The organism is Polaribacter sp. AHE13PA (genome assembly GCF_019278505.1).
Lineage (GTDB): Bacteria > Bacteroidota > Bacteroidia > Flavobacteriales > Flavobacteriaceae > Polaribacter.
This window is the reverse complement of the sequence record NZ_CP058985.1, coordinates 120,760-134,337: the sequence shown is the minus strand read 5'-3', so window position 1 is coordinate 134,337 and position 13,578 is coordinate 120,760. Positions and strand designations below refer to the sequence as shown.

Genomic DNA, 13,578 nt, shown 5'->3' with positions numbered 1-13,578 from the left:
TCTTAACTGTTTTTATTTATTGCCTGAATAAAAATATCATTTGCACTTGGTATCAATTCTACAAAATGCTGTACTTCTCCTTTACTTGTTAAAAATGATAACAAATCGTTTGCAGAATTCCCTTCTGTTAATTTTATATTCATGGTTAAACTATCATTCAATAATTTAAAGTTTGATGGAAAAACCTCAAAATTCTCTTTTAATTTCGCTTCTACTTCTTTAGGATGCTCCGTATGCAGGCCAACTTGAAACGTATGCGTTCTAAACTGACGCTTGATATCGTCTAACTTACCGTCTAAAATTTTGTTCGATTTATCTATCAAAGCAATTTCATCGCACATTTCTTCTACAGATTCCATTCTGTGGGTCGAAAAAATGATGGTTGCACCCTCGTCACGAAGTTGTAAAATTTCTTTGGCAATTAATTGCGCGTTTATAGGATCAAACCCAGAAAAAGGTTCATCAAAAATTAATAATTTAGGATTGTGCATTACCGTAACAATAAATTGAACTTTTTGTGCCATTCCCTTAGAAAGCTCTTCAATTTTCTTATTCCACCAAGCAGAAATATCAAATTTATCAAACCAATATTTTAAACGTTTTTTCGCTTCGGCTTTACTCAATCCTTTCAATTGTGCTAAATACAAGGCTTGCTCCCCTACTTTCATAGATTTATACAAACCACGTTCTTCTGGTAAATAACCAATTTGTGCTGTATGATGCGGTGCCAATACTTCTCCATCTAAAATAATAGATCCGCTATCTGGCATTGTTATTTGATTTATAATTCTAATTAAAGATGTTTTTCCTGCTCCATTTGGACCTAATAATCCAAAAACACATCCTTTAGGTATATGTAATGAAACATCATTTAATGCTCTAAAATCACCATAATTTTTTACAACATTATTAACTTCTAATAAATTTTTCATTGCCTCTTAATAATTTTTTTCTGAAAGTTCTCAGTAATCACAAACTTACATATTTTAAAAAGATTAGTATAAAAACTTGATAAAACGTTACAATATAATTTAAAAAGACTTCAATTAATTAAAACAAAAGATCTCCTTTTAGATAATAATTATAAAATGTAACTCTAGAAACATAAGTTTCTGGCCTTAAAAACGCTAAATTATTTGTTAAAATTTACTATGCACGCATAACTTTTTATAAATTTACTATGCATGCATAATAAATTTTTATATATTTGACATAATGAATAAACTAAAATCAATAGATCATGAGCTCAGAGCAACTTGGCAAGCAGTAGCTAAAGTGTATAACGAGCAGGCCGTAAAACATGATAGTACAATGGCTACCGCATTTGTTTTATTAAATATAGACAAGCTAAACGGTACACCATCTACAGCTTTAGGCCCTTTAATGGGAATGGAACCTACAAGTCTTTCTAGAATATTAAAAACGATGGAAGATAAAGGTGCTATTTCTAGAGAGAAAAACCCAGATGACGGTAGAAGTGTCATCATCAAATTAACTGAGTATGGCAAAGAAATGCGTAAAATATCTAAAGCGTATGTAATACAGTTTAATGAAACCGTAATGGAAAATGTTTCTGAAGAAGATTTAGCAGGATTTTTTAAAGTAACATCTACCATTAACAAACTAATTGCAGACAAAGATATTTACGAAAATGCCAACAAAAATAAAGCAGTATAACAAAATTGACTAAAGACTGAATGACCTGAGATAATTAGACTGAAAACAAAAGTCTTACATCTTATTTCTTTTTAAATCATACGTCAAAAAATTTTAAAAACAAATGACTAGAAGAATTAAAAAAGTAGCAATCATTGGCTCTGGAATTATGGGAAGCGGAATTGCTTGTCATTTTGCAAACATTGGAGTTGAAGTTCTTTTATTGGACATTGTGCCAAGAGAATTAAACGACAAAGAAAAAGCTAAAGGACTAACCCTCGAAGACAAAGTTGTAAGAAATCGTTTAGTAAATGATGCACTCACAGCTTCCCTAAAATCTAAACCATCTCCTATTTATAATCAAAAATTTGCAAACAGAATTACCACAGGTAATCTAGATGATGATATTGCAAAAATTGCTGATGTAGATTGGATTATGGAGGTTGTTGTAGAAAGACTAGACATAAAAAAAATAGTTTTTGAAAAACTAGAAAAATACAGAAAACCAGGTACTATTATTTCTTCTAATACTTCTGGTATTCCTATAAAATTCATGAATGAAGGAAGAAGTGAAGATTTCCAAAAGCATTTTGCGGTTACTCACTTTTTTAATCCTCCAAGATATTTAAAACTTTTTGAAGTTGTTCCTGGTCCAGATTGTAAACAAGAAGTTACTGATTTCTTAATGATGTACGGAGAAAAATTTTTAGGTAAAACTTCTGTTTTAGCAAAAGATACTCCTGCTTTTATTGGGAATAGGATTGGAATTTTCGGTATTCAATCTTTATTCCATCAAGTAAAGGAATTAGGCTTAACTGTTGAAGAAGTTGATAAATTAACAGGACCGGTTATTGGTAGACCAAAATCTGCTACTTTTAGAACTGTTGATGTTGTTGGTTTAGATACTTTGGTACACGTTGCTAACGGAATTTATGAAAACTGTCCTGATGATGAAGCTCATGATCTATTTAAACTTCCAGATTTCATCAACACTATGATGGAAAACAAATGGTTGGGAAGTAAAACGGGACAAGGTTTCTATAAAAAAACAGTAAATGCTGAAGGTAAAAAAGAAATTTTAACCTTAGACTTAGATACTTTAGAATATCGTTCTTCTAAAAGAGCAAAATTTGCAACTTTAGAACTTACGAAAACGATTGATAAGCCAATTGACCGTTTCAAAATATTAGTTGGAGGAAAAGACAAAGCGGGTGAATTTTACAGAAAGAACTTTTCTGCAATGTTTGCGTACGTTCAAAATAGAATTCCAGAAATTTCTGATGAACTCTACAGGATTGATGATGCAATGAAAGCTGGTTTTGGTTGGGAAAATGGTCCTTTCGAAATTTGGGATGCAATTGGTGTAGAAAAAGGGATTGAGTTAATGAAAGCTGAAGGAGCAAAACCTGCAACTTGGATAACAGAAATGTTAGCAAATGGAGTTTCATCATTCTATACAGTAAAAGAAGGCGCTACTTATTTTTATGATATTCCAAAGAAATCTCAAACTAAAAAACCGGGTCAAGATGGTTTTATTATTTTAGATAACATTAGAAAATCAAACGAAGTTTTTAAAAACTCTGGTGTTGTTATAGAAGATATTGGAGACGGAATTTTAAATATAGAATTCCAATCTAAAATGAATACCATTGGTGGTGATGTTTTAGCCGGAATTAATAAAGGAATAGATTTAGCAGAAAAAGATTTTCAAGGTTTGGTTGTTGGTAACCAAGCAGCAAACTTTTCTGTTGGGGCAAACATTGGTATGATTTTTATGATGGCTGTGGAGCAAGAATATGATGAATTAAATTATGCCATTAAATATTTTCAAGATACCATGATGCGCATGCGTTATTCATCTATTCCAACTATTTCTGCTCCGCACGGAATGGCTTTAGGTGGTGGTTGTGAAATCTCTTTACATGCAGATAAAGTTGTGGCAGCAGCAGAAACCTATATGGGATTAGTCGAATTTGGAGTTGGTGTAATTCCTGGTGGTGGTGGCTCTAAAGAAATGGCTTTAAGAGCATCTGATTCTTTTCAAAAAGGAGATGTTGAGCTAAACATTTTACAAGAAAATTTCTTAACCATCGGTATGGCAAAAGTATCTACTTCTGCGTATGAAGCATTCGATTTAGGCTTACTTCAAAAAGGAAAAGATGTAATCGTTGTTAATAAAGACAGACAAATAGCAACTGCAAAAGCACACGCTAAATTAATGGCAGAAAGTGGTTATACTCAACCTGTTAAACGAACAGATGTAAAAGTTTTAGGAAAACAAGCTTTAGGTATGTTTTTAGTAGGAACAGATTCTATGGAACATTCTAAGTATATTTCTGAACATGACATGAAAATTGCCAATAAACTTGCCTATGTTATGGCAGGAGGAGATTTATCTGAACCTACTTTAGTTACAGAACAGTATCTATTAGATTTAGAGAGAGAAGCGTTTTTATCACTTTGTACGGAAAGAAAAACGTTAGAGAGAATTCAAGCGATGTTAAAAACTGGAAAACCATTAAGAAATTAGATTATTAGAACGTTAGATTTCTCGATTGTTTGAAATCTAAATATCTGAAAATCCAATAATCTAAAAATCAAGAAAAAATGAAAACAGCATATATAGTAAAAGCATATAGAACTGCCGTTGCAAAGGCTCCAAAAGGTGTTTTTCGCTTTAAACGAGCAGACGAATTAGGTGCAGAAACCATTCAGCACATGATGAAAGAAATTCCAAATTTAGATGTAAAGCGCATCGATGATGTTATGGTTGGTAATGCAATGCCAGAAGGAGCACAAGGATTAAACATGGCACGATTTATTTCTTTAATAGGATTAAACTCTGTGGATGTGCCTGGTGTAACTGTAAACCGTTTCTGTTCTTCAGGATTAGAAACAATTGCCATGGCAGCAGCTAAAATTAATGCAGGAATGGCGAGTTGTATTATTGCCGGAGGTGCAGAAAGCATGAGTTCGGTTCCAATGACAGGTTTTAAACCAGAATTGAATTATGACACCATTAAATCTGGTCATGCAGATTATTATTGGGGAATGGGAAACACGGCTGAAGCAGTTGCAAACCAATTTAAAGTTTCTAGAGAAGATCAGGATGAATTTGCATTTAATTCTCATATGAAAGCTTTAAAAGCGCAAGCAGAAAACCGTTTTCAAGACCAAATTGTACCTATAGAAGTTGAAGAAACTTATTTAGATGCAAACGGAAAGAAAGCTACAAAAAAGTATACCGTAAATAAAGATGAAGGTCCAAGAACAGGAACCTCAACAGCTATTTTAAATAAATTACGTCCGGTTTTTGCTGCTGGTGGAAGTGTAACTGCAGGTAACTCATCACAAATGAGTGATGGTGCTGCTTTTGTTATGGTAATGAGTGAAGAAATGGTGAAAGAATTAAATCTAGAACCAATTGCAAGAGTAGTAAATTATGCTGCTGCGGGTGTAGAACCAAGAATTATGGGAATTGGGCCTGTTGCTGCAATCCCTAAAGTTTTAAAACAAGCTGGTTTACAACAAAAAGATATCGAGCTAATTGAATTGAATGAAGCATTTGCTTCTCAGTCTTTAGCAGTAATGCGTGAGTTAGATTTAAACCAAGACATTGTAAATGTTAATGGAGGAGCCATTGCATTAGGACATCCTTTAGGCTGTACAGGAGCAAAATTATCTGTGCAGTTATTTGATGAAATGCGTAAACGCGATATGAAAAACAAATACGGAATGGTTACAATGTGTGTTGGTACAGGACAAGGTGCTGCGGGTGTTTTTGAATTTCTTTCATAAAATAAAAAAGAGAACAAAGAAAAAAGATAAGAGATAAATAGATGTGTGCTAAGCAAAGACATAATTACAAGAATTTAAAAATTTGGAAACTCGGTTTAGAGATTACAAATGATATTTCTGACTTGTTATTAAACTTTCCAAAGCATGAAAGATATGATTTAAGTTCACAAATAAGTAGATGTTCTGTGTCTATGCCAAGTAATATTGCTGAAGGTTCTTCTAGAACGAATAAATCTTTCAGTCATTTCTTAGATATTTCTTTAGGCTCTTCTTTTGAATTAGGAACTCAACTATTAGTAGCAAAACATAGGCAGTATATTACTGAAATTAATTTAAAAAAAATTGAAGAAAAAATAGAAGAATTCCAACGAATGACTATGGGATTTCAAAGGAACCTCCAATAATGGTCTTTTTTCTATTTTCTTTCTTCTATAATCTAAAAAAAACAAAAATATGGCAGATTTATTAAGAGGTGGTCAATTCCTTGTTAAGGAAACAAACTGTGAAGATATATTTACTCCAGAAGATTTTTCTGAAGAGCAACAAATGATGAAAGAGGCTGTTACTGAATTTAATGACAGAGAAATTATTCCTCATAAAGCACGTTTTGAAGCAAAAGATTACGCACTTACAGAAGAAGTAATGCGTAAAGCTGGTGAATTAGGTTTTTTAGGAGTAGCAGTTCCTGAAGCTTATGAGGGTTTAGGAATGGGGTTTGTTTCTACGGTTTTAACCTGCGATTATATTTCTTCTGGAACAGGTTCTTTTAGTACTGCTTTTGGTGCACATACGGGAATTGGAACTATGCCAATTACTTTATACGGTACAGAGGAACAAAAACAAAAATATGTTCCAAAATTAGCTACTGGAGAATGGTTTGGAGCTTATTGCTTAACTGAACCAGGCGCTGGATCGGATGCAAACTCTGGTAAAACAACTGCTGAATTGTCTGCAGATGGAAAATCATATAAAATTAATGGACAAAAAATGTGGATTTCAAACGCAGGTTTTTGTCGTTTAATGATCGTTTTTGCTCGTATAGAAGGTGATAAAAACATAACAGGTTTTATTGTTGAATTTGATCAGGAAAACCCTAATGGAATTACATTAGGAGAAGAAGAACATAAATTAGGAATTAGAGCTTCATCAACAAGACAAGTATTTTTTAATGATACTGTAGTTCCTGTAGAAAACATGTTAGCAGGACGTGGGGAAGGTTTTAAAATTGCCATGAATGCTTTAAATGTTGGGCGAATTAAATTAGCTGCTGCTTGTTTAGACTCTCAAAGAAGAATTGTTACACATGCTGTAAAATATGCAAACGAACGTAAACAATTTAAAACTCCTATTTCAGATTTTGGTGCTATTAAAGTAAAATTAGCAGAAATGGCAACGAATTCTTATGTTGGCGAATCTGCAACTTATAGAGCTTCTAAAGATATTGAAGATAGAATTGCGTTAAGAGTAGAAGCTGGAAACACACATCAAGAAGCAGAATTAAAAGGTGTAGAAGAATATGCTATTGAATGTTCTATTTTAAAAGTAGCCGTTTCTGAAGATGTACAAAATTGTGCGGACGAAGGAATTCAAATTTTTGGAGGTATGGGATTCTCTGAAGAAACCCCAATGGAATCTGCTTGGAGAGATGCAAGAATTGCTCGTATTTACGAAGGAACTAACGAAATTAACAGAATGCTTTCTGTAGGAATGCTTATTAAAAAAGCGATGAAAGGTCATGTTGATTTATTAGGCCCTGCAACAGAAGTTGCAAATAGCTTAATGGGAATTCCTTCTTTTGATACTCCTGATTTTTCTGAATTATTTTCTGAAGAAAAACTGATGATTTCCAAACTAAAGAAAACATTTTTAATGGTTGCCGGTGCAGCACTTCAAAAATATGGTCCAGAAATAGAAGAACATCAGCAATTATTACTTGCTGCATCAGATATTTTAATTGAAATATACATGGCAGAATCTGCCATTTTAAGAACAGAAAAAAATGTAAAACGTACTAGCAAAGAAGCACAGTCTGTTCAAATTGCAATGTCTAAATTATATTTATATCATGCAGTAGATATTATTGAAGAAAAAGGGAAAGAAAGTATTATTTCTTTTGCCGAAGGAGATGAACAACGTATGATGTTAATGGGATTAAAACGTTTTACTAAATACCAAAACTACCCAGATATTGTAGATTTACGAAACGAAATCGCAGAAAAAGTAAAAGCAGAAAATAAATACTGCTTCTAAAAACTCTTGATGTCAAATTGAGTTTGTCGAAGTTTTCAAATTCTTCTTCAAACTCAACTGACTATCATTATATAATAAAAAATTAATCTTACTTTTAGGTTAAAAATTAGTTGTTTGTTGTAAAAACCATCATTTTTTTTGATGGTTTTTTTATACCCTAAACATTCATAGAATAATTAAAATTATATTAATTTTGAAGTACTTTAGTATTTACAAAACATAATTAATAATGAAAAATAAAATATTTTTTTTCCTTTTTGCTGCATTCATCTTTTTAGGATGTAAAACTCAGATTACCACAATTAAACAACAAACTATAAATAATACTCCTATTAAAGAGCATACCATACAATCTTTATTATGGGTTCAAAATGCTGCAGAATACAAAGCGTTAACTTACCAAGCATATAATTTGGCACAACTTAGATTAGATCAAATTCTTGCCAATAATGATTCTGAAAAGCCAATAGCTATTGTAACAGATATAGACGAAACTCTTTTAGACAACAGTCCGTATTCTGGTAAACAAATTGAGTTAGATGAAAACTACACATCAGATCGATGGGCAGAATGGGTAGCACAGAAAGAAGCAAATGCAATACCAGGAGCACTCGCTTTTTTTAAATACGCTGAAACTAAAAATGTAACCATATTTTACATCTCTAACAGATCTGCAGTACAGACAAAAGAAACCATCGAAAACCTACAATTAAAAGGCTTCCCTTATGCCGATGAAACTCATGTACTTTTAAAAACGAACAGTAGCGAAAAAATCACCAGAAGAAGTGTTGTTAATAAAACACATGAAATAGTATTGCTTTTAGGTGATAATTTATCTGACTTTTCATCAATATTCGAAAATAGCACTACTGATAAGAGGAATAAAAACACTGATAGTTTACATACTTCTTTTGGGAATAAATATATTGTTTTACCAAACCCAATGTATGGAGATTGGGAAACAAAAGGTATTTATGAAGGAAACTATAATTGGACCGATTCTCAAAAAGACTCTATTCGTCATAAAAAAATCACTTCTTATTAAATTGATTTTTTTATCAATCGTATAAAAAGTGATTTAAGAACCTCCGTTTTAAAATATTAATCAGATACAGAATATCTATTAAACAAACTTCTTTGTATTGCTTTTTTAGCATCACTTAGAAGTTTTTCTATTTCTGGAATTGACTTTTTCTGTATTTCTGCAATTTCCTCTATTTTTAATTTTTGATTTGTAAATAAATAGAAAACAATACGCATCGCAACAGGCATATTGTGCAGTACTAATTCTATATGTGCATTCACCTTATCTTCCCCTAATTGTGTATCTAATTTATCTACCAAATCTTTCTCATCATCTTCTACAAATACATGATCTAAGCTATATTCGTTATCTGAATAAGTAACATCATCTATTTCTTCTAACAGTAATAAATCTCCCTCTCCGTCTATGCTAAATTCTTCTTGCATTTCATCCCAATCTGGTTTAGAATAATCATCAATGTTTTTGAAAAACAATTCATTAAACTCTTCTTCAACAATAACGTCTTCTAATAAATCATTCGTTTTTTTATACAACCATAAATAGAAATCACCTTCATTTTCTACTTCATCAATAGTATCATAAATAGTAATAAAAAGTTGATCTATAATATCATCTGCTTTATATTTTTTTTTAGAAAAGTGACCTTTTTTTATCGCTGTATTTAATCTTTGATTTACATACTTTCTAATTTCAGGTAAAATTTTTAAAACCAATTGATTAAAATCGATTTGTTTTTCTTCCTTTTTTAATTTTACTAAACTTGAAAATGACTTCGTTACAAACAGACGAAATTCGGTTTTGGTTTCGAAATAAGAAATGCTCGTTTTCATAATAAAATACTTTAAAGATATCTCTAAAGATGCGAAAGAAAACCTGGTAATAAAATGATAAAAATCAGTTAACTATCAACTTTAACAATAAAAAAGAACTGTCTTAGGGAGCGATAAATTTGTTCTAATTAAAAGAAATTAAACCTTTAAAAACTCTCTTTATAATTTAATAAACTTTTATTGCATTATAATCCATTTAATATCAATACTTTTGCACGCAATTTGAAAACACACGAATGAAACGTATTAAAGAATATAAAAAACTTTTTAAAGTAGAAGGTCCTATAGATTTAAAAGATTTAAAGAAAGCTTATAGAGGTTTAGTTAAGGAATGGCATCCAGATAAATTTACCGATGACGCTAAAAAGGAGGAAGCAGATCTTATGAGTACTCAAATTATAGATGGGTATCATTTCTTAGTAAGTATAGCTCCAGAAACTAAAGCAGCTAATTTAGATGCTTATAAAACAACTATTACAGAGTTTCAAGTTGCAGACTGGCATCACAAAAGTATGTTATTAGAAGTAACTTTTACAGATGGTAATAAATACGAATACTTTGGTGTTAGTAAAATACTTTTTGGAAAATTTGTAAATGCGAAATCAATGAACAACTTTGGTAAAAGAAATATTTTTAACTCTTTTACTTACAGAAAATCTATGAAAGCTTCTGTAACTGTTTAAAGACTTTTCTTATAAAAACAAAAAAAGAGATTACATTTTAATGTAATCTCTTTTTTTATGCTCTATTTAAAATACTCTACTCTAAAGCACCTAAATAACGCTCTGCATCTAAAGCTGCCATACAACCTGTACCTGCGGCAGTTACTGCTTGTCTGTATTCTTTATCTTGAATATCTCCAGCTGCAAAGACTCCTGGTAAATTTGTTTTTGTAGATTTCCCTTTAGTAATTAAATACCCAGTTTCATCCATATCTAAAACACCTTTAAACAAATCTGAATTAGGTTTATGACCAATTGCAATAAAAACTCCAGTAACTGCAATATCCGTAGTTTCCTTTGTTTGATTGTTAATTGCTCTTACACCTTCTACTACATTAGAGCCTAAAACCTCATCTATTTCTGTGTTGTATAAAACTTCAATATTTTTAGTTTTATTAACTCTATGTTGCATCGCTTTAGAAGCTCTCATAAAATCTTTACGAACTAAAATAGTAACCTTACTACAAATATTAGATAAGTATGTAGCTTCTTCTGCTGCAGTATCTCCTGCACCAACAACAACTACATCTTGTCCTTTATAGAAAAAACCATCACATGTAGCACAAGCCGAAACTCCACCACCAATTAAACGCTGCTCACTCTCTATACCTAAATATTTTGCAGTAGCTCCTGTAGAAATAATTATGGTTTCTGCTTCAATATGTTTAGACTCATCCACAATAACTTTATGAATTCCGCCAACTTTGTCACTTAATTCTACACTTGTTACCAAACCAAAACGAACTTCTGTACCAAAACGTTCTGCTTGTTTTTGTAAATCTGTCATCATTGCAGTACCATCTGTACCTTCTGGATATCCCGGAAAATTATCAACCTCGGTTGTAGTTGTTAATTGCCCTCCCATTTGCATTCCTGTATACATTACAGGTTTCATGTCTGCTCTAGCTGCATATATTGCTGCGGTATAACCGGCAGGACCAGAACCAATAATTAAACATTTTATTTTTTCTATTGTATCTGACATTTTAAATTTATTTGATTATGGATAACAAAAATATTCTTTTTTATTCCTTTATAACACGATTGTTTATAAGTTTTAACAATGGAAAAATAAGTTTATAAAATTGAAATATTATTCTGGGAGTAATTTAATAATCCCTAAATTTTCTACACCAACATATATAAAACCATCTAAACCTTGTTCTATAGAACGGACTCTCCCGATATCTTTAAGCATTTTTACTTCTTTAAAAACTTTATTTCCTTTTAAAATACATCTTGTTAAATATTGAAACTTTAAAGAACCAATTAATAAATTACCGTTCCATTTACCATATTTTTCACTGTTGATAAAAGCCATACCACTTGGTGCAATAGAGGGTGTCCAATAATAAATGGGGTTTTCCATATTCGGCAAAGAAGTATTATCTGTAAATTTAGTGCCACTATAATTAACACCATAACTCACTTTAGGCCAACCGTAATTCTTACCAATTTTAATAATATTTATTTCATCTCCTCCTTTCGGACCATGTTCGTGAGACCAAGTTTCTTTTGTTTCTGGATTCACTTCCATCCCTTGTGGATTTCTATGTCCATAACTATAAATTGCTTTTTTTGCATTATTAACACTTACAAAAGGATTGTCTTTAGGGATAGTACCATCATCATTTAACCGATATATTTTTCCGCCATCTTTTGTAATATCTTGCGGATATTCATCTCTATTTCCTCTATCTCCTACACTAAAATAAACATGGTTTTCTTCATCAAAAGTTATTCTAGAACCAAAATGCTGTCCTCTAGAAGAATTAGGACTTGCTTTGTATAAGACCTGTTTATCTATTAATTGATTGTTTTTTAATTTTGCTCTCATTAAACTGGTATTTCCACCACTTCCTTTTCCTTCGGATGATGCGTAGGTAAAATAAATCCAATTATTATTTTGATAATTAGGATGCAACTCAATATCTAAAAATCCCCCCTGACCTCTCAGGTAAATTTCTGGAACACCTTTTACTTCTGTTTTTACTCCATCTTTAAAATGAATTAGCTTTCCTTCTTTCTCTGTAATTAACATAGCGTTATCCGGTAAAAAAGTAAAACCCCAAGGATTTGTTAAATTAGGCACAATTAACTCATACTCTTTACTTTGAGAAAACCCAAATACAATAAAACTAAAATAGACGAAAAAGAAATAAATAGATTGCTTCATTTTTTTAAAAATAAAATTAAATTTTCATTAAATATATAAATATTATTCTATATTTGCACTCGCAAATTGATGTATCAATTTTCGGGGTGTAGCGTAGCCCGGTCATCGCGCCTCGTTTGGGACGAGGAGGTCGCAGGTTCGAATCCTGCCACCCCGACAAAAAGCAGAATATTTTTTAAAATATTCTGCTTTTTTATTTTACAAAAACTACAAATCAAATCGAAAATTGAATCAAGTCTAAAAGTTGTCGAAATTATAACTTCTTACAAAAATCGCCCTCTCAGTTTAAGAAACTCCATCAACAAAGGATACTACTTAAAGACTTAAATTGACATTACAGCAATTTAAATATTTTCTAAATCTTTCTTAAAAAATAACATATATCATATTTGGCATTTATTTTTATAGTTATTTTTGCTGCCTAAATAAAAATAATTTTGAAAAAAGCCATTTTAATAATCGTATTTACTTTTATTAGTTTTATTACTACCGCACAAGAAAATCACTTTAAACACTTTAGAGTTAGCCCCGTATTAAGCCATACATATATTCCCACCTCTACATCCGATGGAAATAAAACTGTTATTGTACCTACTATTGGATTGGATTTAGAATATTGGATTAATGAAAAATGGGGAGTGGGTTTACACAATGATTTAGAACTTGAAACTTTTGAAATAGAAAAAGAACATGAACTTTTTGTTGAAAAGGAGTACCCTGTAGTTTTAACTATAGATGCACTTTATAAGTTTCACAAAAATTGGGTTTTAGTACTAGGTACAGGTGTTGAGTTGGAAAAACAAGAGAATCTTTTTATTATAAGAACAGGCCTGGAATATGAAATAGAATTTGGAAATCATTGGGATGTTTCTCCTACCGTCTTATACGATTATCGTGCAAATGATTTAGGTACTTGGGCCATAGGAATCGGTATTGGAAAACGATTTTAATTTTCAATAAAAAACGATAACTTCTTTGTTCATTTTGTTTTTTTGATTAAAAAAACTTTAATCTTAAAGCAATTAGCGAACAAAGTAGATTTATAAAAACAATATTAAAATATCAAAGATTAACATTTAGTACTTTTAACTATCTCTAAAA

At 31.2% G+C, this 13,578-nt stretch carries 12 protein-coding genes and 1 tRNA gene; 9 read left to right on the top strand and 4 right to left on the bottom strand.

What is annotated here, in order from left to right:
• Positions 1–2: 2 nt before the first annotated feature.
• A complete protein-coding gene (locus H0I28_RS00570) occupies positions 3–932 on the bottom strand; it encodes an ABC transporter ATP-binding protein (protein ID WP_218732781.1) in 930 nt (309 codons plus the stop codon).
• 283 nt (positions 933–1,215) lie between these two features.
• Between H0I28_RS00570 and H0I28_RS00565 the strand changes: the two genes are divergently transcribed.
• The 6 genes from H0I28_RS00565 (at position 1,216) to H0I28_RS00540 (ending at position 8,749) form a co-directional block, all read left to right on the top strand.
• Positions 1,216–1,677: a MarR family winged helix-turn-helix transcriptional regulator gene (locus H0I28_RS00565; protein ID WP_208888610.1), complete on the top strand. Its 462-nt coding sequence runs from the start codon at positions 1,216–1,218 to the stop codon at positions 1,675–1,677.
• Positions 1,678–1,780: 103 nt separating this feature from the next.
• Complete coding sequence (locus H0I28_RS00560; RefSeq protein WP_218760057.1) at positions 1,781–4,186, top strand: 3-hydroxyacyl-CoA dehydrogenase/enoyl-CoA hydratase family protein; 2,406 nt, start codon at positions 1,781–1,783, stop codon at positions 4,184–4,186.
• Between the two features lie 77 nt (positions 4,187–4,263).
• A complete protein-coding gene (locus tag H0I28_RS00555; protein ID WP_218760056.1) occupies positions 4,264–5,454 on the top strand; it encodes an acetyl-CoA C-acyltransferase in 1,191 nt (396 codons plus the stop codon).
• Between the two features lie 41 nt (positions 5,455–5,495).
• Positions 5,496–5,858 (top strand): four helix bundle protein, encoded by a 363-nt coding sequence (locus H0I28_RS00550; protein ID WP_218599624.1) that lies wholly within the window; start codon positions 5,496–5,498, stop codon positions 5,856–5,858.
• Positions 5,859–5,907: 49 nt separating this feature from the next.
• A complete protein-coding gene (locus H0I28_RS00545; protein ID WP_218760055.1) occupies positions 5,908–7,704 on the top strand; it encodes an acyl-CoA dehydrogenase family protein in 1,797 nt (598 codons plus the stop codon).
• A 229-nt stretch (positions 7,705–7,933) separates the two neighbouring features.
• Positions 7,934–8,749 (top strand): 5'-nucleotidase, lipoprotein e(P4) family, encoded by an 816-nt coding sequence (locus tag H0I28_RS00540; protein WP_218760054.1) that lies wholly within the window; start codon positions 7,934–7,936, stop codon positions 8,747–8,749.
• Positions 8,750–8,805: 56 nt separating this feature from the next.
• On the opposite strand, the gene H0I28_RS00535 is transcribed toward H0I28_RS00540, so the two are convergent.
• Entirely contained in the window at positions 8,806–9,579 is a 774-nt protein-coding gene (locus H0I28_RS00535) for an RNA polymerase sigma factor (protein WP_218732775.1), read from the bottom strand.
• A gap of 236 nt (positions 9,580–9,815) precedes the next feature.
• Here H0I28_RS00535 and H0I28_RS00530 point away from each other — a divergent pair, with 236 nt between their 5' ends.
• Positions 9,816–10,262: a KTSC domain-containing protein gene (locus H0I28_RS00530; protein WP_165732937.1), complete on the top strand. Its 447-nt coding sequence runs from the start codon at positions 9,816–9,818 to the stop codon at positions 10,260–10,262.
• A 76-nt stretch (positions 10,263–10,338) separates the two neighbouring features.
• Here H0I28_RS00530 and trxB read toward each other — a convergent pair whose 3' ends face one another.
• Together trxB and H0I28_RS00520 are read right to left on the bottom strand one after the other, a co-directional pair.
• Positions 10,339–11,286, bottom strand: coding sequence for a thioredoxin-disulfide reductase (trxB, locus tag H0I28_RS00525; protein WP_218732774.1), 948 nt, complete (start codon positions 11,284–11,286; stop codon positions 10,339–10,341).
• Positions 11,287–11,394: 108 nt separating this feature from the next.
• The gene (locus H0I28_RS00520; protein ID WP_218760052.1) at positions 11,395–12,477 is read right to left on the bottom strand and encodes a PQQ-dependent sugar dehydrogenase; all 1,083 of its coding nucleotides are present in this window, start codon (positions 12,475–12,477) and stop codon (positions 11,395–11,397) included.
• 82 nt (positions 12,478–12,559) lie between these two features.
• Between H0I28_RS00520 and H0I28_RS00515 the strand changes: the two genes are divergently transcribed.
• A tRNA-Pro gene (locus H0I28_RS00515) sits at positions 12,560–12,634 on the top strand.
• 280 nt (positions 12,635–12,914) lie between these two features.
• The gene (locus H0I28_RS00510) at positions 12,915–13,427 is read left to right on the top strand and encodes a hypothetical protein (RefSeq protein WP_218732772.1); all 513 of its coding nucleotides are present in this window, start codon (positions 12,915–12,917) and stop codon (positions 13,425–13,427) included.
• Positions 13,428–13,578: the final 151 nt, after the last annotated feature.